The 22,273-nt window shown below is 67.8% G+C and carries 15 protein-coding genes; 7 read left to right on the top strand and 8 right to left on the bottom strand.

What is annotated here, in order from left to right; all coding sequences use genetic code 11:
• Window positions 1-49: 49 nt before the first annotated feature.
• On the bottom strand, window positions 50-889 hold the full coding sequence (locus tag ACVCMC_RS15345) for a TIGR04325 family methyltransferase (RefSeq protein ID WP_447097923.1): 840 nt from the start codon (window positions 887-889) through the stop codon (window positions 50-52).
• Window positions 890-1,046: 157 nt separating this feature from the next.
• Here ACVCMC_RS15345 and ACVCMC_RS15340 point away from each other — a divergent pair, with 157 nt between their 5' ends.
• Window positions 1,047-1,703 carry a J domain-containing protein gene (locus ACVCMC_RS15340; protein ID WP_447097922.1) on the top strand — a complete coding sequence of 219 codons (657 nt, stop codon included), beginning with the start codon at window positions 1,047-1,049 and terminating at the stop codon, window positions 1,701-1,703.
• Between the two features lie 93 nt (window positions 1,704-1,796).
• Here ACVCMC_RS15340 and ACVCMC_RS15335 read toward each other — a convergent pair whose 3' ends face one another.
• The 7 genes from ACVCMC_RS15335 to ACVCMC_RS15305 all read right to left on the bottom strand — a co-directional run bounded on the left by ACVCMC_RS15335 (window position 1,797) and on the right by ACVCMC_RS15305 (window position 10,908).
• Window positions 1,797-4,772, bottom strand: coding sequence for a hypothetical protein (locus tag ACVCMC_RS15335; protein ID WP_447097921.1), 2,976 nt, complete (start codon window positions 4,770-4,772; stop codon window positions 1,797-1,799).
• A gap of 221 nt (window positions 4,773-4,993) precedes the next feature.
• Entirely contained in the window at window positions 4,994-6,394 is a 1,401-nt protein-coding gene (locus tag ACVCMC_RS15330; RefSeq protein WP_447097920.1) for a TIGR03013 family XrtA/PEP-CTERM system glycosyltransferase, read from the bottom strand.
• Window positions 6,395-6,700: 306 nt separating this feature from the next.
• Window positions 6,701-7,588 carry a cytochrome c oxidase subunit 3 gene (locus ACVCMC_RS15325; RefSeq protein WP_395120385.1) on the bottom strand — a complete coding sequence of 296 codons (888 nt, stop codon included), beginning with the start codon at window positions 7,586-7,588 and terminating at the stop codon, window positions 6,701-6,703.
• Window positions 7,589-7,698: 110 nt separating this feature from the next.
• The gene (locus ACVCMC_RS15320) at window positions 7,699-7,830 is read right to left on the bottom strand and encodes a hypothetical protein (RefSeq protein WP_395120386.1); all 132 of its coding nucleotides are present in this window, start codon (window positions 7,828-7,830) and stop codon (window positions 7,699-7,701) included.
• A gap of 20 nt (window positions 7,831-7,850) precedes the next feature.
• A complete protein-coding gene (gene ctaD / locus ACVCMC_RS15315; RefSeq protein WP_395121266.1) occupies window positions 7,851-9,467 on the bottom strand; it encodes a cytochrome c oxidase subunit I in 1,617 nt (538 codons plus the stop codon).
• Window positions 9,468-9,529: 62 nt separating this feature from the next.
• Window positions 9,530-10,453: a cytochrome c oxidase subunit II gene (gene coxB / locus ACVCMC_RS15310; RefSeq protein WP_447097919.1), complete on the bottom strand. Its 924-nt coding sequence runs from the start codon at window positions 10,451-10,453 to the stop codon at window positions 9,530-9,532.
• Between the two features lie 14 nt (window positions 10,454-10,467).
• A complete protein-coding gene (locus ACVCMC_RS15305; protein WP_395121268.1) occupies window positions 10,468-10,908 on the bottom strand; it encodes a DUF2244 domain-containing protein in 441 nt (146 codons plus the stop codon).
• A gap of 295 nt (window positions 10,909-11,203) precedes the next feature.
• On the opposite strand from ACVCMC_RS15305, the gene putA reads away from it, so the two are divergent.
• From putA to ACVCMC_RS15275, 6 genes are all read left to right on the top strand, one after another.
• Window positions 11,204-14,359: a bifunctional proline dehydrogenase/L-glutamate gamma-semialdehyde dehydrogenase PutA gene (putA, locus tag ACVCMC_RS15300; protein WP_447097918.1), complete on the top strand. Its 3,156-nt coding sequence runs from the start codon at window positions 11,204-11,206 to the stop codon at window positions 14,357-14,359.
• 141 nt (window positions 14,360-14,500) lie between these two features.
• Entirely contained in the window at window positions 14,501-15,592 is a 1,092-nt protein-coding gene (locus tag ACVCMC_RS15295; RefSeq protein ID WP_447097917.1) for an AraC family transcriptional regulator, read from the top strand.
• A 115-nt stretch (window positions 15,593-15,707) separates the two neighbouring features.
• Window positions 15,708-16,943, top strand: coding sequence for a parallel beta-helix domain-containing protein (locus tag ACVCMC_RS15290; RefSeq protein WP_447097916.1), 1,236 nt, complete (start codon window positions 15,708-15,710; stop codon window positions 16,941-16,943).
• A 42-nt stretch (window positions 16,944-16,985) separates the two neighbouring features.
• Window positions 16,986-18,188, top strand: a complete 1,203-nt coding sequence (locus ACVCMC_RS15285; RefSeq protein ID WP_447097915.1) for an SO2930 family diheme c-type cytochrome — start codon at window positions 16,986-16,988, stop codon at window positions 18,186-18,188.
• 61 nt (window positions 18,189-18,249) lie between these two features.
• Window positions 18,250-20,745, top strand: a complete 2,496-nt coding sequence (locus tag ACVCMC_RS15280; RefSeq protein ID WP_447097914.1) for a TonB-dependent receptor — start codon at window positions 18,250-18,252, stop codon at window positions 20,743-20,745.
• 59 nt (window positions 20,746-20,804) lie between these two features.
• Window positions 20,805-22,220: a coniferyl aldehyde dehydrogenase gene (locus ACVCMC_RS15275; RefSeq protein ID WP_447097913.1), complete on the top strand. Its 1,416-nt coding sequence runs from the start codon at window positions 20,805-20,807 to the stop codon at window positions 22,218-22,220.
• Window positions 22,221-22,273 lie beyond the last annotated feature (53 nt).

Below are 22,273 nucleotides of genomic sequence, written 5' to 3'. Positions count from 1 at the left end.
CCACGGAATCGAAGCGGCAGTGTGCCCCGCGCCCCGGCGCCCCGCAAGCTCAGTCGCGGCGGAAACAGAATCCGTGGTAACGATCGATCGAATGGTCCGGCTCGAACGGAATGCGCATGTGGCGCTCGGTCGTCGACCAGTGGTCGACCACGCTGTAGCCGGCTTTTGTGAACTCGTCGACGAAGGCGCCCACCGCGGAAACCCTGTACGGGCAGTTGGCGATGCCGACCCGGCGCCGGGTGACACGCTGCAGGGTCACGAAGCTGCGCTCGGGGTGCAGCGGCGTCACGTTGACCAATACGTGGCGCGGCGGCGCGCGCAATGGTTGCAGCAACTGCGGCAGCGAGTAGTCGAGGTACTGCAGCACGCCGCTGCAGAGCAGCACGTCGCAACCGTCGGCGTCCTGCGGAGAGTCGGTGAAGCCGAGCTTGCCGGCGCCATCCTCGCGCTCGGCCAGCGCGCGCCCGGCCGCGACCACGGCGGGCACGTCGTGCACCAGCCAGCGCAGGTCATCGGGATACGGCAGGTGGTGGCGGAAACCGAAATAGCTGGTGCCCACGTTGCCGCCCAGGTCGAACAATTTCCGCGCGTCGCCGGCAAACAGTCGCGAGAGCCAGAACAGCACCGGGTAATCCACGATCTGCACACGCTCCAGCCGGTCGGCGTAGAGCTCGCCCGACTGCGGCTGGTCGTAGCTGGTCGGCAACGATGCCGGTGCCCCGGCACGCGCCGCCTCGACACTGGCAAACACGCCGCCGTAGGCATTGCCGGGCAACACGTCGCGGGCAAACAGGTGGCGATAGACCGGCCGCGCGAGCAGACGCACCCCCGGCAATTCCGCCACGCCCAACGCCACACCCCGCAAGCTTGCAGTCAGGCCCCTGGCCATCGTCGCCTCCCGCCGTTTTCGGTGCGTCACGCTAGCACGAGGCAGCGAGGGTGCGCCGCGGCCGCGGCGTCCAGCAGGTATAGTTCCGCACGGCAGCCGGTGCACGGATGGTGCGCGGCACGTGGCCCGGCTTGCGGCATTCAAGGGGAAGCACGACGTGGCGCGCGAGACCGATTTTCTCGACCTCTACCGCTTGCTCGGTCTCGAACCGGGTTGTGGCCTGGACGAATTCAAGCACGCGTACCGGCGCCGGGTGTCGGTGCTGCACCCGGACCGTCGCGACGAGGATTCGCGCGGCGTCGCCGCGCAGCGGCTGCAGCAGCTCACCGCGATGTACGGCATGGCGATGGAGTTCCACCGCACGCATGGCCGCCTGCCCGGCGCCGCGGGCGTGCGGCCGTCCCAGCCGCCGAGGGGCGAAGCCGGGTCGGCCGCGGCGACGCAGCGGGTACTCGCGACACGGCGGCGTTCCCGCCGCTGGTTGTTGCTGCCGGCCGCTGCCATTGCGGCGTGGTGGCTGTGGCCGGGCGAACCGCCCGCGCCGCCCGCGGCCCCGCCCGCCGAAACCGTGCAGCCGCCGACGCATCGCGCCACGGCGACAGCGCCGGCGGAACGGCCGGCGTGGGGCCTGGGCATGGATGCCGCCAGCGTGCGCAGCATCGAAGGCGAACCCACGCTGATGGCCAGCGATCAGCGCTGGGAGTACGGCCCATCATGGGTGCGCTTCGAGAACGGCAAGGTGGTCGACTGGTACAGCTCACCGCTGTACCCGCTGCATGTGGCCGCGCACAGCAGCCCGCCGCAGGGCCAGTGAACGCGCGACACGCCGCACTCGCCCTGATCGACCGCGACCACCGCCCGGAGGTGCGTCTGCCGCGACCGGTGCGAACGCCGGTCGCGGTCCGGCTCAACCGCCGGGCTTGTACGGTGCCGGAAAGCCGGGAACCGGCAGCGCGCTGATCGGCACCGGGACGTAAACCGGCGTCGGCGGTGGCGGCGGGTTGCCCTGCACCGTGCCGTCGGTCGTCACGTAGAAGCTGAGTACACCCTTGTGGCTGCTCATGGTGGTGCCGCCCACGCTGATGTTGACGTTGCGCAACCCGGCGTTGGCCGAGGTGGTCACCGTGTAGCCGGTGTCCGGGAGCAGGTCGGTGACCACGTGGTAGGCCGACAACGGCTGCACTCCGTAGACGAGGTTGCCGCTGAGCGCGGTGCCGGGGGCGCCGCTGCTGCTCACCACCACGGCGTTGCCGTCGCTGGCGAGCAGTTCCACCCCGACGATGCCGCCCTGGCTCACCGTCACCGGGCTGGCCGTGGCGACCTTGGCGGCGGTGCCGGACAGGTCGAACACGGTCAGCCATCGCTGGCTGGCGCTGGTGTCGGGCGGGCGCACCTGCACCTGCCACGCCTTGATCGGGTTGTCGCCCGGATACATGCCGACCGTCGTGGTCTTGTTGCCGGTCGGCAGCACGGTGGTCATCGCGCCCACGTACTGGCCGTTGTAGCTGACGTCGAAGCGGTGCTGTCCCGCCGGCGCGCTGCCCGCGGCCGGGTTGGCCGGGAAATGCCAGGCCAGGTACTGGTCGTAGCCAGTGCTGCCTTCGGTGGTGCGGTCGTAGACGACGAAACGGTTCGGACGCAGGTAGACGACTTGCCGCGACCATGCCGACACCGCCGGCCCGGCGGAGAAGGTGCGATACATGTCCTCCAGGTGGGTAGCCAGCATGTAGACGTAGCCGTTGCCGTCCTCGTAGGCCGACACCGCGGTGCGCACGCCATCGTCCTCGGTGGTATTGGCCTCCTGGCCGAAACGCTGCGCCACCGAGCTGCCGCTCATGCTGCGCACGTAGAAGATGTTGTACAGCTGCCGGTTGCCGCTGTACTGGGTACCGTCGAGGTCGCCGTAGTTGTCGTTGAAGATCTTCGTCTCGTCGGCGTTGCCGCCAGGCTCGTGCACCAGCCAGCCGCCGGCATTGACCAGCAGCGGCGAGCCGCCGCGCACCAGCGCGAGGCTGCCCTGGTCGAAGAACTCGTGCCCGGCGGCGGGGTTGTTGGTGTAGGGGCCGGCGCGGAACGACATCCAGCTGGCGGCGGTGGTCCAGTCCGAGCGTGCCGCGACGGCGTTCATGCCCGGCGCGAAATAGGACAGCGGCAAGGTGCTCAGCGCCGCCTTCGGCGCATTCGGATCGATCGCCAGGAACTGCAGCCAGGCCGGCGCATCACTGTACCCGCCGGTGGCCTGGTCGACCGCCGCGAGGTACTGGTTGAACACCGCGACCTTGGGCGATTGCCAGTAGCTCAACGCACCGATGATCTGCTGGAACATGCCGACCGGGGTCGTGCCCGGCGGCGGCGAGGAGGGATCGCCGTTGGAGTGGTTGTCGTCACGGTCGTCGAAGTAGACCAGCGACGGCCAGGTGAAATGCATCGAGTAGTCGGCACTGTCCACCGGGAAGGTATACGGCGCGCTGGCATGCAGCAGGTCCTGCCCGGTGGCGGTCTTCACTTCGCGCGCGGGCAAGCTCATGTTGAGGATGCTCAGCGGCGCGTAGTTGCCGTAACCCTCCGGCCAGCCGCCACCGAGCATGTGCAGGCGATAGTACGGCTGCACCCGCGCGCCGAACTGGTTGCCCAGCCAGTCGGTCCACTGCGCCGGCGCGCTGGGATTTTCGCCGTAGGTGGCCAGCGAGATCACCGCCTTGGCGTGGAAGTAACCGGCGTAGTAGTTGCCGATGGGATTGCCATCGTAGGCAAACGAAGCACACCCGCCGGACTTTTCCCACGCGGCGATCCACGCGTTCGCGGTGGTGTAGATTTGCGTGCGCTGGGACGCGGTCAGCAGGTCGTAGACCCAGTCATAGCCCAGGCCGTAACCCACGCCGTAGAAGCGGATGCCGTAACCGCTGTCGGTGCACGGGTCCCAGCCGTTGCTGCCCGGGTAGGGCATCGACATCTTCATCAGGATGTCGACCGCCTTGGCGCCGTAGGGTGCCGCGGCCGCCGCATTGCTGGACTTCAGCACCTGGTAGCACATGCCTTCGGCCAGCAGCGCCGGCAGATAGGATTCGCCCTGGTAGCCCGAGCCGAGGTTCGGCTTGTCGGGGTACTGGTTGCCGGTGGGATACGCCACCGTGCCGCCGATGTAGGAATCGCAGGTGGCTTTCAGCGCCGTCCATTGCGGCGTGTTCGCCGCCGCGCGCTGGCGCAGCGCGGTCAGCGTGGAGGAGTCCAGAAGCAGCCGTGGATGCGCCGCCAGCGTCACGGCTTGCGGTCGCACCGGCACAGCGCTGAACGCAGCCGCCCGCGGCGCGCCCTGCACCGCGGAGGAATCGCGGCCGATCGACCCGGTCAGCCCGGCTGGCACGCCGACCGCATGCCTTGCAGCGGTGCTGCGGGAGGAGGCACCGGTGGCCGCCACCAGCGGCTGCACACCGACAACGCCACCGACAACGCGGGGGACCGGACGGGGCGTCGCTTCGGTCGTGGTCGCGCGGGCGCGCGGCGCGTTCGCCGGCGGCGCCACCGCGGCAGCATCGACCCGGGTCGCGCGTCGGCTCGTCGCCGCCGCGATGGTGGGGGAGACCCTGGCGTCAGCGGCATTTCCGAGCTTCTCCGCGGCAAGCGGCGAAGGCCTGGCGGGGGCCGCCGGCAGCCTGGCTGGCGCCGGCGCGGCGGCCATCGGACGGTAGGTCAGCGGTCGCGGTTCGTCATCGCGCGCCAGCAGCAGCGATACCGCAGTGAACAGCAGCATCAGCATCACGCCGCCACCGAGCAGCGCGGTACGCGTGCGTTGCGCGCGCAATGATGACGGAGCGGGCATCTCGCCGCTGCCCCGGGTCGGTGCTGCAGGCCTGTTCGGCGCAATCTGATCGGTGCGGGACATGGGGGGAATCCATAGGTAGGCCGATGCCAACGACCCAGCCTCGCCAAGCCGGCGGCTTGAGCTGGGTAGCTGATTATCCTGAATGCCCCGTGCCCGGAAAGCGTATCACCACACAATGCGGCGTCATAGCTGGCCCGGCAGCCATGACGCGCCAACCACGCCGCAGGTCCGGAAGACGGGTTCAAGCTTGCCGGGCCGGCCGGCCCGGAGGGAACCGCCAATCAGCGTGCGCCGCGGCGGAACAGCACCACTTCGACCGTCTGGAACAGGATCAGCAGGTCGAACAGCAGGTTGTGGTTCTTGACGTAGTACAGATCGTACTTGAGCTTTTCCTCGGCATCGGCCTCGGACGCGCCATACGGATAACGCAGCTGCGCCCAGCCGGCCAGACCGGGCTTGAGGCAATGACGCAGATCGTAGTAGCGGATCTTCTGGCCAAGGTCGATCACGAATTGCGGCCGCTCGGGCCGCGGGCCGATGAAGCTCATCTCGCCCTTGAGCACGTTCCACAACTGTGGCAGCTCGTCCAGGCGCACCTTGCGCGTGAAGCGGCCCACCCGGGTCACCCGGTCGTCGTCCTTGTTCGCCCAGCGCGCGATGCCGTCCAGCTCCGCGTCGGTGCGCATGCTGCGGAACTTGATCAGCTGGAACGTCTTGCCGCGTGCGCCGACGCGCTCCTGCCGGTAGAGAATGGGCTGGCCGGCACCGGACTCGATGCGGATGGCCAGCGCCACCAGCAGCATCAGCGGCCAGGTCAGCAGCAGCACCAGCGTGGCGATCAGCAGATCCGAGCAGCGCTTGCTGAAGCGGCGCAGCGGAGTGGCATCGAAGCCGCCGGAGAACACCAGCCAGGAGGGATCGGTCAGCGACAGCTGCACGCGGCCGGACTCGCGTTCGAAGAAGGTCGCCAGGTCGGTCACGTCGATGCCGTTCTGACGGCACTCCAGCAGGTCGCGCATGGGCAGCCCGCCGCGCCGGTCGTCCACGCCGACCACGATCTCGTCCACCTGGCGATGCAGCGCCCAGTCCACCAGCGAACCCTCGGGGCGCACCAGGGACATCGCGCCGACCTGCACCTCCTCGCCCTCGCGCGGCACGAAACCGAGCACGTTGAAGCCGATCCGGTCGGCGTGGCGGCGCATGCGCGTCTGGATCTGCGAGGCACGCTTGCCTGCACCCAGGATCAGCACCCGGCGCTGGAACACCACCGCGTCCACCAGGCGCAGGAACACCAGCCGGAAGCCCATCATCAGGGCGAAGGACAGCAGCAGCGCGATGGTCAGCACGCCGCGGCCGACATAGGCCTGCGGCAGCAGGTAATACATGATGAAGACGCCCACGCCACCGAGCACGAAACCCACGCTCTGGCGCGCCAGCACGCCGAACCAGCTCGTTCGCATGTGCGACTGGTAGTGACCCAGGGCGACCATCGCCAGCAGCATGATCACGGCGAACGCCAGCGAGCGCTCGGGCATGTGGTGGGAGAACTGGGCCAGATCGGCAGGCCGATTGAAATAACGCAGGTACATGGCCGCGTTGAGCGAAAAGCCCAGCAGCACCATGTCCACAGCCGCCAGCAGCAAGAGCCAGCGGTTGGCTTTACGACGCAGAAAGCGAAACATCTCCATCCCCCCAACCCTTGCCACTCCAACCAGCATGGCGAACCGACGGCACCGCTTGGCGCTCGTCCCCGCCTGGCGGCGGGCCTGAACCTATACACTAAACTTGTACCGGATACAACCACATCCGTCACAAATTGATGGCTGACCGGCTACGGTTCGGCAGATTCGGCAGGCAGACAGCACGGCATGCCGGCGGCCACCACAGGGGGCACACCACTCCAGGCTCCATACCCGCACACATTCCGGCGCCCGGAAACGAACCGGCCCGCCAGTGGCGGGCCGGTGCAAGCGAGTGCAGACCGACGCTCAGAGGATGTAGACGAACATGAACAAGCCCAGCCACACCACGTCGACGAAGTGCCAGTACCAGGCCACCGCCTCGAAGCCGAAGTGATGGTCCTTGCTGAAGTGGCCCTTCAGCACGCGCAGCCAGATCACCGCCAGCATGATCGTGCCCAGGGTCACGTGCAGGCCATGGAAGCCGGTCAGCATGAAGAAGGTCGAGCCGTAGACGCCGCTGCCCAGGGTGAGGTTGAGCTCGTGGTAGGCCTCGATGTACTCGTGCGCCTGGAAGTACAGGAAGGTGGCGCCCAGCAGCACGGTCAGGCCCAGGAACAGCAGGATCCGGCCGCGATGCCCGGCGCGCAGGGCGTGGTGGGCGATCGTCACGGTGACGCTGGAGGTCAGCAGGATCAGCGTGTTCAGCAACGGCAGCCCCCACGCAGGCACCGTTTCGAACGCCCCGCCGATCTTCGCCGGACCATTGCCGCCGTTGGCACCCCAGGCCGCGGTGTAGTCGCTCCACAGGAACTGGTGGGTCAATACGCCATGGCCTTCGCCACCGAGCCACGGCACCGAGAACATGCGGATGTAGAACAGCGCACCGAAGAACGCACCGAAGAACATCACCTCGGAGAAGATGAACCACATCATCCCCATGCGGAACGAGGTATCGACCTGGTGGTTGTAGTCGCCGGCCAGCGATTCGCGGATGACCGAACGGAACCAGCCGAAGAACATCCCCAGCACGCCGATCACGCCGAGGACGAACACCGATTTGCCGAAACCGGTCGCACCCGGCTCGGCGTTGAGCCAGTGCCCGGCACCGAACATGAAGATGAACATGACGACCGCGGCGACGATCGGCCAGTAGCTCTTGGCCGGTACAAAGTAAACGTCGTGTTGCTGACCCATGCTGAGACCCCGTGGATTTCTCTTGATGACTCTGCCCCGCCATGCCGCTCGGGGACCTGCCTGCCGGTCGTGCCGACCCGGGTGATTGAAGTGGAAAGGTGCTGGCGCGGTTATTTCATCAGCAGGATCTGCAGGAACGCCAGCAGATAGAAGCCGATCACTACCGCGACCAGGATCTTCACCGTGCGGCGCACGCCGCGGCGCTGGTCCGCGGCGTGGATGTCGTCAACCGGCTGTGTCATTTCCACGGCTTCCCCGCCGATCAGGCGTGCACGTTGCCGTGCGCCAGCTCTTCGTCATGGATCACCGGCGGCACCGAGAAGGTATGGTGCGGCGCCGGCGAAGGCACGGTCCATTCCAGTCCCTTGGCGCCTTCCCACACGCGGTCGGTGGCCTTCTTCCTGGAGAAGAACACGCAGTGGATCACCACGCCGAGGAAGATCAGCTGCGAGGCACCGAACAGGAAGCCACCGATCGAGCTGACCATGTTGAAGTTGGCGAACGCCACGTTGTAATCGGGGATGCGCCGCGGCATGCCGGCCAGGCCGAGGAAGTGCTGCGGGAAGAACAGCACGTTCACGAACACCACGCTGCACCAGAAGTGCACCTTGCCCCAGAACTCGCTGTACATGTTGCCGGCCCACTTCGGCAGCCAGTAGTAGGCCGCCGCAATGATCGCGAACAATGCGCCGGTCACCAGCACGTAGTGGAAATGCGCCACCACGAAATAGGTGTCCTGGTACTGGAAGTCGGCCGGCACCAGGGCCAGCATCAGGCCGGAGAAGCCGCCGATGGTGAACAGGATGATGAACGCGATGGCGAACAGCATCGGGGTCTCGAAGGTCATCGAGCCGCCCCACATGGTGGCCACCCAGTTGAACACCTTCACGCCGGTAGGCACCGCGATCAGCATGGTGGCGTACATGAAGAACAGGTCCGCGCCCAGCGGCAGGCCCACCGCGAACATGTGGTGCGCCCACACGATGAACGACAGGAACGCGATGCAGGCGAGCGCGAACACCATCGCCTTGTAGCCGAAGATCGGCTTGCGCGCGAAGGTGGGCACGATCTCCGAGATGATCCCGAACGCCGGCAGGATCATGATGTAGACCTCGGGGTGGCCGAAGAACCAGAACACGTGCTGGTACAGCACGGGGTCGCCGCCGCCGCCCGGATTGAAGAAGCTGGTGCCGAAGTACTTGTCGGTCAGCAGCATGGTCACCGCGCCGGCCAGCACCGGCATCACGGCGATCAGCAGGAACGCGGTGATCAGCCAGCTCCACACGAACACCGGCATCTTCAGCAGGTCCATGCCCGGCGCGCGCATGTTGAGGATGGTGGCGATGATGTTGATCGCGCCCATGATCGAGCTGATGCCCATCAGATGGATGGCGAACACCACGTAGGCCAGCGAATCGCTCTGCAGCGACAGCGGCGGATACATCGTCCAGCCGCCGGCCGGCGCGCCGCCCGGCGAGAACAGCGTGGACAGCATCAGCAGGAAGGCGAACGGAAGAATCCAGAACGACAGGTTGTTCATGCGCGGCAGCGCCATGTCCGGCGCGCCCACCATCAGCGGGATCATCCAGTTACCCAGGCCCACGAACGCCGGCATGATCGCGCCGAAGATCATGATCAGGCCGTGCATGGTGGTCAGCTCGTTGAAGAAGTACGGCTGCACCAGCTGCAGGCCGGGCTTGAACAACTCGGCGCGGATGGTCATCGCGAAACTGCCGCCGATGAAGAACATCGTCAGCGCGAAGATCAGGTACAGCGTACCGATGTCCTTGTGATTGGTGGACATGCACCAGCGTTGGAAGAAACTCTTCGGCGCGCCGTGGTGATCATCGTGCTGATCATGGGTGGCTGCGTAGGACATGGCCATGCACCTCTAACCTGTAATGGAATGCGACTGCAACGAAAACGCGGATGGGGTCGGGCTCAGCCCGGCGGAGTGGTCGCCGCGGCAGTGGCCGCCGTGCCCGCGTCGATCGGCGCGGGGGGCGACAGGGACTTGCCGGAAGCGGCTTCCTGCTCGGCCAGCCACTTGGCGAAGTCCGCCTCCGACTTGGCCACCACCACGATCGGCATGAAGCCGTGGTCCTGGCCGCACAGCTCGGCGCACTGGCCGCGGTACGTGCCCGGCTCCTTGATGTTGGTCCAGGCCGCGTTGACAATGCCGGGGATCGCGTCGAGCTTCCAGCCCAGCGCCGGCACCCACCACGAATGGATCACGTCGCCGCCGGTGATGATGAAGCGGATCTTGGTGTCGACCGGCACCACCAGCGGCTTGTCGACGTTGAGCAGGTAGGTCTGCTCGTCGCCCACCTTGACCGCATACGGGTCCATGCCCGAATCGAGCTGGCGGGTGTCGTCGCTCTGCTTGTCCAGCCTGGACATGAAGCCGACCTTGTCGATCGGCTTGCCCATGTAGCTGACGTAGTCGTAGCGCCACTTCCACTGGTAGCCGGTGACCTTCACCGTCATCTGCGAGCCGGTGGTATCGGCCCAGCTGGTGAGGCCGCCGGTGGCGAGGTAGGCCAGGGTGATCAGGATCAGCACCGGAATCGTGGTCCAGACCACTTCCAGCACGGTGTTGTGCGCCCACTTCTCGGCCACCGCGCCGCGCGATTTGCGGAAGCGGAACATCGCGACGAACATGGCGCCGAACACCAGCACGCCGATCACCACGCAAACCCACAGCGAGATGTTGTTCAGATCGTAGGGGACGTGCGACCAGGTGCTCGCGCCGCGCTCCATGTTCAGCTGCCATGGATGCGGATTCGCCTGCACGGCACCGCCGAACGTCGCAAGGGCAAGGCCCGCCGTCGCCATGATTGATCGCCTGATCCCGCCAGATGTCATGTCTTGCACCTTTGTCATTGCTGTTTGCGCCACGTTCCGGTCGAGCCGGCCAGCAGCACCCTGAGTCGCTTCGCCAGCTCGACGCGTTCCGTTGCCGCCAGAAACGCGCCGATCTCCAGATCGCGGCCGTGCGATGTCAACACCAGGCGTCCATTGCCGGTATCCAGCCGCACGCGCACCCAGCAAGACTGGAAGCGAGTGCAACGCCGGCCCGGCAGCGACTGCACCTCCAGCGACGATTCGTCGAGAGTGATGCGCTCGCAGCGGTCGCCGGCCCGCCAGGCCACGCTCAACGCGATGGCCATGGCGGCGGATTCCACCAGGGCAAACAGCGGAGCAAACACGTTCCCCTGCCACGCCCCCAGTTCTGCCGTTGTCAGCGCCAATGCCACCAGAACCACGATCAGTCGACGCAGGCCGCGGCGGCTGAGCGAGCGATTGGGCTTGAGCCACATCGTCACGCAGGGCAAGCCGGCGCTGGCTGGTCGAAGCACGATCATGGAGATCCGGCGTGCCTGGAACTGCCGGAATGATAGGCCGCGGCGGCGCAGTGGGCAAGAATGTCGCACCCGATTGACTTCGATCAACGCACACCGTGAGCTCGACAGGCACCGCAAGCCATTCGCGCCCGTGCGGCAGATCACCCTGCCCGAGGCGGATTTTCGCGCGTGGCGGCGCGTCCCCACGGCCGGGCACGAAGCGTACAATCGCGGGTTTATTCCATCCCCCACGACCGGCACCGACACGACCGTGACCTCACCCATCCTGAGCCCCGAGCTGCCCGCTCGAACCACACCCGCGCGCGCGCGCATCACTGCTGCCTGGCTGCGCGACGAGACCGAAGCGGTCAACGACCTGCTCGACCAGGCTGCGCTGCCGGCGGAGGAACGCGAACAGGTAGTCGACCGCGCTGCCGCGCTGGTCACCCGCGTGCGTGCGCGGGCGAAGGACCAGAGCGTGGTCGAGTCCTTCATGCGCCAGTACGACCTGTCCAGCGAGGAAGGCATCCTGCTGATGTGCGTGGCCGAGGCGCTGCTGCGCATCCCGGACAAGACCACCACCGACAAGCTGATCCGCGACAAGCTCGGCGACGCCAACTGGCGCAAGCATCTGGGCCGCAGCGAATCGCTGCTGGTCAACGCCTCCACCTGGGGCCTGCTGCTCACCGGCCGGCTGGTCAACCTGGCCGACGGCAGCGGCGACGATTTCAACGGCGCACTGCGCCGGCTGGTCGCCCGCGTGGGCGACCCCGCGATCCGCGCGGCGGTGCGCCAGGCCATGCGCATCATGGGCCACCAGTTCGTGATGGGCCGCGATATCGAGGAAGCGCTCGACCGCAGCCTGAAGAAGGAGAACGCGGTGTTCCGCTACTCCTTCGACATGCTGGGCGAGTCGGCGTTGACCGCCGACACCGCCGAGCGCTACCAGCAGGATTACCGCAACGCGATCGCCGCGCTGGGCGCGCGCGGCCCGTATGCGAACCACACCGACGCGCCGTCGATCTCGGTGAAATTGTCGGCGCTGTTCCCGCGCTACGAAGTGGCCCAGCGCGCACGGGCGCACCAGGCGCTCACCGAAAAGCTGCTGGAGCTGTCGCAGCTGGCGATGAAGCACGGCATCGCGCTGTCGGTCGACGCCGAGGAGGCCGACCGGCTGGAGCTGTCGCTGGACGTGATCGGCGATGTCTTCGCGCACCCCTCGCTGGAAGGCTGGAACGGCCTGGGCATCGTGGTGCAGGCGTACGCCAAGCGCACGCCGTTCGTGATCGACTGGCTGGTGGAGACAGCACTGGCCAGCGGCCGGCGCTGGTACGTGCGGCTGGTCAAGGGTGCCTACTGGGACGCCGAGATCAAGAAGGCGCAGGAGCAGGGCCTGGGCGGCTACCCGGTGTTCACCCGCAAGCCGAATACCGACGTCTCCTATCTGGCCTGCGCGCGGCGCCTGTTCAACGCGGGCGGCAACCTGATCTATCCGCAGTTCGCCACCCATAACGCGCACACCATCGCCGCCGTGCACCACATCGCGCAGGGCCGGCCGTTCGAGTTCCAGCGCCTGCACGGCATGGGCAGCGACCTGTATGCCGAGGTGATCGGCAAGCAGAGCTTCAACGTGCCCTGCCGCGTGTACGCACCGGTCGGCTCGCACGAGGACCTGCTGCCCTACCTGGTGCGCCGCCTGCTCGAGAACGGCGCCAACACCAGCTTCGTCAACCGCGTGGTGGACGAGGACGTGCCCGCGCGCGAGCTCGTGGCCGACCCCTGCGAGACGGTGCGCGCGTTCGATCACATCCCGCACCCGCGCATCCCGCTGCCGGCCAATCTCTACGGTGAACTTCGGAAGAATTCCATGGGCGTCAACTTTGCCAACGACAACGAACTGAACGACCTCGCCGCCGCGGTCAACGCGCAGCAGGGCCCGTGGGCCGCCGGCCCGTTGGTGCCCGGCGCCAGCAGCCAGGGCCCCACGGTGCAGGTCACCGATCCGTCCGACCGCCGCCGCATCATCGGCAGCTACCTCAGCGCCGACCAGGCCACCGTCGATCGGGCGATGGCCAACGCGGCGGCGGCGCAGGACCGCTGGAACAACCTGCCGGTGGCCAATCGCGCCGCCATGCTCGAATTCGCCGCCGACCAGCTGGAGGCGCGCCGCGCCGAGTTCATCGCGCTGTGCGTGCGCGAGGCAGGCAAGAGCCTGCCCGACGCGATCGCCGAAGTGCGCGAGGCGGCCGACTTCCTGCGCTACTACGCCACCATGGCGCGCCGCCTGTTTGCCGAACCCGAGCAACTGCCCGGCCCCACCGGCGAGACCAACCAGTTGTACCTGGGCGGTCGCGGCGTGTTCGTGGGCATCAGCCCGTGGAACTTCCCGCTGGCGATCTTCATCGGCCAGGTCAGCGCCGCACTGGCGGCGGGCAACACGGTGATCGCCAAGCCGGCCGAACAGACCAGCCTGATCGGCCATCTCGCCACGCAGCTGCTGCACGAGGCCGGCGTGCCGAAGGAGGTGCTGCAGTTCGTCCCGGGTGACGGCCCCACGGTGGGCGCCGCGCTCACCCGCGACCCGCGCGTGGCCGGCGTGGTGTTCACCGGCGCCACCGAAACCGCGTGGGCGATCAACCGCGCGCTGGCGGCGCGCGACGCGCAGATCGCCGTGCTGGTGGCCGAGACCGGCGGCCAGAACGCGATGATCGCCGACTCCTCCGCGCTGCCCGAGCAGATCGTCAAGGACGTGATCGCCTCGGCCTTCCAGTCCGCCGGCCAGCGCTGCTCGGCGGCACGCGTGCTGTACATCCAGGAAGACATCGCCGACAAGGTGATCGACATGCTCGCCGGCGCGATGGCCGAGCTGAAGGTGGGCGACCCGGGCCTGCTGTCGACCGACGTCGGCCCGGTCATCGATGAGGATGCCAGGGCGATCCTGGTGGCCCACGCCGAACGCATGGACAAGGAGGCGAAGAAGATCGCCGAAGCGCCGATGGACCCGGCCGCCACCGCGCACGGCACCTTCTTCGCGCCGCGCGCCTACGAGATTCCCTCGCTGTCGGTGCTCAAGCGCGAGGTGTTCGGCCCGGTGCTGCACCTGATCCGCTTCAAGGCCAGCGAGCTGAAGAACGTCGTCGACGAGATCAACAGCACCGGCTACGGCCTCACCCTCGGCGTGCACAGCCGCATCGACGCCACCGTGCACTACATCAGCCAGCACGCCCGCGTCGGCAACTGTTACGTCAACCGCAACCAGATCGGCGCGGTGGTCGGCGTGCAGCCGTTCGGCGGCGAAGGCCTGTCCGGCACCGGTCCCAAGGCCGGCGGTCCGCACTACCTGCTGCGCTTCGCCGGCGAACGCACGCTGACCATCAACACCACGGCATCGGGCGGCAACGCCTCGCTGCTGACGATCGGGGAGTAGGAGCCGGGGGCCGGGAGCGCGCAAGCGTTCGCCGGACGCTTGCGCCCGCTTGTGCGGCGCGCAAGCGGGCGCCGCCCCCGCCATGTTAGAAAGTCCGGACTGCAGGCCGTCGCGGCCTGCCTGCGTCGGAGCATCGGCACCATGGCACGACCCGCCGGCATGATCGGCCTGCATTCCTCAGCGGCGACGGCAGCGGCGACGGACGATCCGCGCTACACCGCCGCGGAGTTCCCGACCAACAAGCTGTTGTACCTGACCCAGCTCGCCGATGCCTGCGGCATCGACTGCCGCGGCTGGTTCGCCGGTCTGGCGCTCAGCCGCACGCAGCTGGCGGACCCTGCGCTGCGCGTGTCGTATCGCCAGGCTTCCGGTTTCGTGCGGCGAGCGCTGGCGGCACTGCGCGCGGCGGGGGTGGCGGACGCCGGCCTGCGCATCGGCCGCGAAGGCACCGTCGGCGGCTTCGGCCTGCTCGGGTTGGCGATGATGACCTCGCGCACCTTCGGCGAGGCGATGCAGGCGGGCATCGCGCACCACAAGATCTGCGGCTGCCTGCTCGACCTCTCGTTCGAGGCGGTGGACGAGCGCACCGTGGCGATGGTGGCCCTGCCGCTGTTCGAGGACGGCGAACTGCTGCCGTTCTTCTGCGAAGAGCTGTTTGCAAGTTCGACCCTGATCGCGCGCGAGCTGGTCGGCCCGGAGCTGCGTCCGCAGCGGCTGGAGCTGGCCTATCCGCGACCGGCCTACGCCGACGAATACGATGCCCTGTTCGGCTGCGAGTCGCGCTTCGACGCACCGCGTTGCCGGCTGCTGATCGACGTGCAGTGGCTGCCCCATCCGCTGCCCGGCTACAACCCGCTGACCGCGAAGCAGGCGCTGGCGTTGTGCGCGCAGCAACGCACGCCTGACGGTGGCGAGCCGCATCAGGAGATCGTCGCCGCGGTGGAGCGCCTGCTGCGCAGCCGCCTGGCGCAGCAACCCAGGCTCGACGAAGTCGCGCGCACATTGAACCTGAGCGAGCGCTCGCTGCGCCGCAAGCTGGCCGAGAGCGGGCGGATCTTCCGCGAGATCCATGATCGTGTGCGCGCCGAGCGCGCGCTGCAGCTGCTGCAGGCGGGCGCGTTGAGCGTGGCCGACGTCGGCAGCGCAGTGGGCTTCAGCGACCCGCGTGAATTCCGGCGCGCGTTCAAGCGCTGGACGGGCATGCCGCCGCAGGAGGCGCGGCGCCCGCGCTGATCAATCCGGCCGCTTTTCCCCCCGTCGGCTGGCCGCTTTGCCCTCCCCACGGGCGGCGGAATGGGCGAGAGTCGGAGTCATCGCGACGCCGGCACTTTCACGGGGGAATCCAACCATGCGCACACTGCTCATCACCATTGCACTGGCCGCGACGCTGGCCGGTTGCGGCAAGCACGAGGCGCCGTCGCAAACCGCCGCCGACAACGGTTTCGAGGCCAAGCTGCAGGAGCAGCTGCTGGACGCCAAGCCCGGCAGCGTGATCGAGATCCCCGCCGGCCACTACCACCTCAAGCGCGGGCTGAGCCTGCGCACCGACGGCGTCACCATCCGCGGCGCCGGCATGGACAAGACCGTGCTCTCGTTCAAGGGCCAGGTGGTCGGCCCCGAGGGCCTGCTGGTCAATGCCAGCGATTTCACCATCGAGAACCTGGCGATCGAGGACACCAAGGGTGATGCGCTGAAGATCAACCAGGGCAGCAACATCACCATCCACGGCGTGCGCGTGGAGTGGACCGACGGCCCGAAGACCACCAACGGCGCCTACGGCCTGTACCCGGTGAAGACGCAGAACGTGCTGATCGAGGACTCGGTGGTGATCGGTGCCTCCGATGCCGGCATCTACGTCGGCCAGTCGGACAACATCATCGTGCGCAACAACCGCGCCGAACACAACGTGGCCGGCATCGAGGTGGAGAACTCCACCCGCGCCGACGTCTACGGCAACACCACCACGCAGAACACCGGCGGCATCCTGGTGTTCAACATGCCCAACCTGTCCAAGGAAGGCCACAGCACGCGGGTGTTCAGGAACAAGGTAATCGCCAACAACCTGGACAACTTCGCTGCCAAGGGCGCGGCGGTGGCCAGCGTGCCGGCGGGTTCGGGCGTGGTGATCAACTCCAACGACAAGGTGGAGATCTTCGACAACGACATCGCCGACAACCGGACCGCCAACATCATCATCGCCAGCTACTTCTCCACCAACTACTACAACACCCGCGGCGTGGCGGCGAACTACAACCCGTACCCGAAGGCGATCTACGTGCACGACAACCGCCTCAAGGGCGGTGGCGATTCACCGGACGGGCTCAAGCTGAAGGCGCTGAAGACCGCGATGTACGGCCTCGGCGGCAACTTCCCCGACGTGTTGTGGGATGGCTACGTCGACACGAAGAACCTGGTCGACGGCCTGCCGCCGGCGAACGACCGCATCTGCATCCGGGGCGTCAACGGCGTGATCAACGCCGACGGCCCGCACGACTACAAGAACCCCAGCAAGGACATGAAGCCGTACGGATGCACGCTGCCCAGCCTGCCCCCGGTGACCTTGAATCCCGAGCCGAAGGTCTGAGGAATGTTCCGGGTATTTTCGGTCTCCGCAGGAGCGCGCCCTGTGCGCGATGCTCTCCGTCACGCCACCCGAAGGCATCGCGCACAAGGTGCGCTTCTGCAGGGTTTCGCGCTGCTGCTGCTCGCGTTGCTGCTGGCCGGCTGCCAGCGCGGCATGCAGCCAGTGGCGTTCCATGCCGAAGGCCGCCCGGCCAGGCTCAGCGACTGGCACGTGGTCGAGGTGCATGACGGCAAGCTGCAGCTCAACGACGGCGTGGTGCCGTACGACCTCAACACGCCGCTGTTCACCGACTACGCGCACAAGCTGCGCACGATCTGGATGCCCAGGGGCGTTAGCGGCAAGTACCAGCCGGTGGACACGCTCGACTTTCCGGTCGGCACGGTGTTCAGCAAGACTTTCTATTACCCGCGCACCGCCGACGGCAAGTTCAGCGACGTGGCGCGCACCGCGGATTACTCGCGCGACTTCGCCGGCCAGGGCCTGGACATGGCCAACGTGCGACTGATCGAGACGCGCATCCTGGTCCATCGCCAGAACGGCTGGGAAGCGATCCCGTACGTGTGGAACGACGCGCAGACCGAGGCCATGCTTGCGCGTACCGGCGCTGTGCTGCCGCTGACCCTGGTCGCCGCCAGCGCGCAGGACGGCATCCCGGCACGCGAGAATTTCAACTACGTGGTGCCCGACGAAAGCCAGTGCGCCAGCTGCCACGCGCAGGACTGGATCGATCGCAAGGTGCATCCGATCGGCCCCAAGGCGCGGCACATCAACAAGAACTACCCGTATGCCGACGGCGAGCACAACCAGCTCGAGCATCTGGTCAAGGTTGGCTATCTCACCGGCGTGCCGGCGCTGGCCACGGTGCCGCGCGACGTCGATGCCAGTGATCCGAAGGCGCCGCTGGATGCACGCGCCCGCGCCTGGCTGGACATCAACTGCGGGCACTGCCACAACCCGAACGGCGCGGCCAACACCACCGGCCTGTCGCTGATCCACGGCACCCCGGAGAACCACGAGCTGGGCATCTGCAAGCCGCCCACCGCGGCCGGTCAGGGTACCGGCAACCATTTCTTCGACATCGTGCCGGGCCAGCCGGATGCTTCGATCATCCCGTACCGGCTGGCCTCGACCGAGCCCGGCACGATGATGCCGGAGATCGGCCGCAGCACGGCCGACCACGAAGCCATCGCGCTGATCAAGGCGTGGATCGCGGCCATGCCCGGTACCTGCACTGTGCTGCACTGAGCCGACAAACGACCGCCGCGGCGCATCGGTCGCGGCCATTCCATGCAACGGGGAGCACGGCATGAACCTTCGTCAACGTCCACTTTCGACCGCGCTGCGCGGCTTGCTGTTCGGCGGCACGGCACTGCTGCTGTGCGCGCCGCTGGCGGCGCAGACGAACACGAGCGCCGACGGCACCGCTCCTGCCTCCGCCACGACCACCGCGGCGAAAGCGGACCGGCCCACCGAGCTTGGCGCCATCACCGTCACCGCGCAGAGCCGCAGCCAGCAGATGCAGTCGGTGCCGATCGCGCTGCAGATCGTCACCGCCCGGCAGATCGACACGCTCGCGGCCACCGACCTCAGCAAGATGAGCCTGTTCGTGCCGGGCCTGGTAGTCAGCGCCAACCAGCCGACCCAGCCCAACTACCAGTTGCGCGGCATCAGCACCGACGACTTCGGCGTGGGCACCGAGTCGGCGGTCGGCGTCTACATCGATGGTGTCTATGCCGCGCGTTCCGGCGGCGCCCTGCTGGCGTTCAACGACATCCAGCGCATCGAGGTGCTGAAGGGCCCGCAAGGCACCCTGTTCGGCCGCAATGCCGCCGCCGGCGCCATCTCGATCGTCACCAACGAACCCAGCGACAAGCTGGAAGGCAAGGCGCGCGTGCGCCTGGGCAACTACGGCAAGCGCTACGGCGACTTCCTGCTGAACCTGCCGCTCAACGCGGACATGGCGCTGCGCTTCAGCCTGTTCGACAACCAGAGCCACGGCTGGGCCCGCGACGCGGCCACCGGCAAGCGCTACGGCCAGGACAACGATCGCGGCGCGCGCGGCGTCTACCGCTGGAACATCACGCCGAACACCCGCGTGCTGTGGTCGTGGGATCACGAGGAGCTCAGGCAGCCGCCGCAGCCCGCCTTCGGCCTGATCCCGTCGTCGGCGTGGTCGGTGCGGCCGGACCCGAACGCGGGCGTGCTGAGCCCGCCGTATCCGGCCAACCCGGCGCAGTACCTCAACCCGCTGCACGCGCCGCTCTACAACGACGCGGTGGGCGCGGCCGAAACCCGCCGATTCGACGGCTCCACCCTGATCGTCGACCACAGCTTCGGCTGGGGCAGCCTGACCTCGACCACCGCGTGGCGCAATTTCGACACCCTGAACCTGGGCGACTACGACGGCACCAACCAGCGCACCACCTACCTCGACACGGCCAACATCGAGCACAACAACAGCTGGTACCAGGAGTTCAAGTTCGCCGGCAGCACCGACCTGATCGACTGGGTGGCCGGCACCAGCTGGTACAGCGAACAGGCGCGCCAGACCAGTCGTACCGACGTGTTCACCGACAGCATCGACACGCTGGCATTGAACGTGGGCGGCGCCAGCTACGCCGACACCTTCGCCGGTTTCGATTCGCTGCTGAAACTGTTCGGCCTGCCTTACACCGTGCTCGGCGCACCCTGGCGCGAGCAGATCGAAAACCAGGGCCGCTTCAAGGCATACGCCTTGTACGGCGACGTGATCTGGCACCTGGGGGACAAGCTCAACCTCACCACCGGCCTGCGTTACACCCGCGACCAGAAGCGGTTCTCGTGGTTCAACCCGCAGCGCAGCGCGCCGGAACTGGACCAGACCATCGACGCGCTCGACGCGATGGGCCTGCTCGCGCTGGCCGGCGTCAACCCCGACGTGTTCCGGCAGAACCTGATCTTCAACCCCGCCAGCGGCGCGCCGGTGGGCGTGCTGGTGCAAGGCAGGAACACCTGGAACGACCTCAGCCCGCGCGTGGTGCTGGACTACACGTTCAGCCCGGACGTGATGGTGTACGGCTCGGTCACCAAGGGCTACAAGGCCGGCGGCTACAACAGCGTGCAGGTCGGCTCGCACTTCGCGCCGGAGAAGGTCATCAACTACGAGGCCGGCGTCAAGACGCTGTTCCCCGGGCCCAACCTCCTGCTCAACGCCAGCGCCTACTACTACCGCTACGACAACCGGCAGTCGCTCACGCTGGATCCCAACAGCACCGGTTCCGGCGTGCCGCGCTACCTGGTGGCGAGCACCGACCAGCAGGCCCACGGCGTCGAAGTGGAGCTGCAATGGCAGCCAGACACGGCGTTCCGGCTGGGCGTGAACGGCGCATACATCGACGCCACCTACCGCAACGCCACCGCGCCCTCCGGCGCCAGCCTGGACGGCCAGCCCACCGGCGAGCCGAAGTATTCGTTCGCCGCACAGCTGGCCTACACCTGGCACGACGTGGCGCACGGCGCGCTGCAATTCGACCTCAGCCACGCCTATCGCGGCCCGTCCCGCTGCAACAACGACTCGCAGTTGCAGGGCACCTGCCAGATCAGCCCCAATTTCCGGGTCGGCTCGGCACGCCAGATCACCGACGTGCGACTGGACTGGAGCGCCGCCGGCGAGCAGTGGGGCGTGGCGCTCTATGGCACCAACGTGTTCGACAAGCGCTACGTCACGGGAGTGAACAACATCACCACCAGCGTGTTCGGCACGCCGTTCGCCGGCGTCACGCCGCCGCGGATGTGGGGCGTCGAACTGCGTGCGCGCTTCTGACCCGGCAGGCGGCGCCCGCCGTTTGCGTGCATGCTGCAGGACCCGTACCGATTAATGCCATGACCACCGACCAGGTTTCCACGCTCACCGACAGCCTGCGCCTGCTGCGCGCCGCGCAACGGGCGCAACCGATGCCCGAGTGGACCGTGCGCGCCGCCCGGCTGCGCGCGCTGCAGGCGCTGCTGCGCGAGAATCGCGAGCGCATGGTCGAGGCCATCCATGCCGATTTCGGCTGTCGCCCGCGCGAAGAGACCGAGCTGCTGGAGTTCTTCCCCAGCCTCTCGGCGATCCGCCATGCGCTGGCCCACGGCCGGCGCTGGATGAAGCCGCGCCGGCGCCTGGCCGACTGGCTGTTCCTGCCGGCGCGCACCGAGTTGCGGCCGCAGCCGCGCGGCGTGGTCGGCATCATCGTGCCGTGGAACTATCCGCTGTACCTGGCGGTCGGCCCGCTGGTCGACGCGCTGGTCGCCGGCAACCGCGCGATGGTGAAGATGAGCGAGTTCACGCCACGCTTCTCGGCACTGTTCGCCGAGCAGGTGACGAAGTATTTCCAGCCCGACGAAGTGCGGGTGGTGACCGGCGACGCGGACGTGGCGCAGGCGTTCTCGGCGCTGCCGTTCGACCACCTGCTGTTCACCGGCTCCACCGCGGTCGGCCACCACGTGATGCGCGCGGCGGCGGCCAACCTCACCCCGGTGACGCTGGAGCTGGGCGGCAAGTCGCCGGCGATCATCGGCCCCGGCGCGCGGCTGGAACATGCGGTGGAACGCATCATCGTCGGCAAGCTGCTCAACGCCGGGCAGACCTGCATCGCGCCGGACTACGTGCTGCTGCCGCGCGCGCGCGTGGCCGAATTCATCGGGCTGGCCGGCGAGGCAGTGGCGCGGATGTATCCGCAGCTGCAGCGGAACGCGCAATACGCCAGCATCGTCTCCGATCGCCAGTACCAGCGCCTCGCGGCGCTGCGCGACGAAGCGCGGTCCGCCGGCGCACACGTGCACGTGCTGGGCGAAGCCACGGAGGATCCGGCGCGCCGGCTGCTGCCGCCGCAATTGCTGACTGAAGTCGACGACGGCATGGCGGTGATGCGCGAGGAGATTTTCGGCCCCCTGCTGCCGCTCGTGCCTTACGACACGCTGGAGGAAGCGATCTACCACGTCGCCGCCCGCCCGCATCCGCTGGCGCTTTACCTGTTCGAGCACGACCGGGGCCGCATCGACCAGGTGTTGGCGCGCACCCATGCCGGCGGCGTCAGCGTCAACGACACGCTCTACCACATCGCCCAGCACGGCCTGCCGTTCGGCGGGGTGGGCGCCTCCGGCATGGGCGGCTATCACGGCGAGGCGGGCTTCCGCACGTTCTCGCACCTCAAGCCGGTGTTCCGCCAGGCGCGCTGGAACGGCGCCGGCCTGCTCAACCCGCCATACGGCAAGCGCTTCCGGCGCCTGCTCGACCTGCTGCTGCGGCGCGGCTGAGCATCTCCCCGCGCAAAAAAAACTCCCCGCCGAAGCGGGGAGTTCCGTCGTGC

The sequence above is a fragment of the Rhodanobacter sp. UC4452_H20 genome (assembly GCF_052978205.1).
Note: the sequence above shows the minus strand (reverse complement) of the source record. Positions and strands in the feature narration are given on the sequence as shown.

Excerpts from the sequence above, each read along its gene's own strand:
- ACVCMC_RS15345 (WP_447097923.1), bottom strand. The coding sequence starts at position 889 with ATGGCCAGGGGCCTGACTGCAAGCTTGCGGGGTGTGGCGTTGGGCGTG.
- ACVCMC_RS15335 (WP_447097921.1), bottom strand. The coding sequence starts at position 4,772 with ATGTCCCGCACCGATCAGATTGCGCCGAACAGGCCTGCAGCACCGACC.
- ACVCMC_RS15330 (WP_447097920.1), bottom strand. The coding sequence starts at position 6,394 with ATGTTTCGCTTTCTGCGTCGTAAAGCCAACCGCTGGCTCTTGCTGCTG.
- ACVCMC_RS15325 (WP_395120385.1), bottom strand. The coding sequence starts at position 7,588 with ATGGGTCAGCAACACGACGTTTACTTTGTACCGGCCAAGAGCTACTGG.
- ACVCMC_RS15320 (WP_395120386.1), bottom strand. The coding sequence starts at position 7,830 with ATGACACAGCCGGTTGACGACATCCACGCCGCGGACCAGCGCCGCGGC.
- ctaD (WP_395121266.1), bottom strand. The coding sequence starts at position 9,467 with ATGTCCTACGCAGCCACCCATGATCAGCACGATGATCACCACGGCGCG.
- coxB (WP_447097919.1), bottom strand. The coding sequence starts at position 10,453 with ATGACATCTGGCGGGATCAGGCGATCAATCATGGCGACGGCGGGCCTT.
- ACVCMC_RS15305 (WP_395121268.1), bottom strand. The coding sequence starts at position 10,908 with ATGTGGCTCAAGCCCAATCGCTCGCTCAGCCGCCGCGGCCTGCGTCGA.
- ACVCMC_RS15295 (WP_447097917.1), top strand. The coding sequence starts at position 14,501 with ATGGCACGACCCGCCGGCATGATCGGCCTGCATTCCTCAGCGGCGACG.
- ACVCMC_RS15290 (WP_447097916.1), top strand. The coding sequence starts at position 15,708 with ATGCGCACACTGCTCATCACCATTGCACTGGCCGCGACGCTGGCCGGT.
- ACVCMC_RS15280 (WP_447097914.1), top strand. The coding sequence starts at position 18,250 with ATGAACCTTCGTCAACGTCCACTTTCGACCGCGCTGCGCGGCTTGCTG.
- ACVCMC_RS15275 (WP_447097913.1), top strand. The coding sequence starts at position 20,805 with ATGACCACCGACCAGGTTTCCACGCTCACCGACAGCCTGCGCCTGCTG.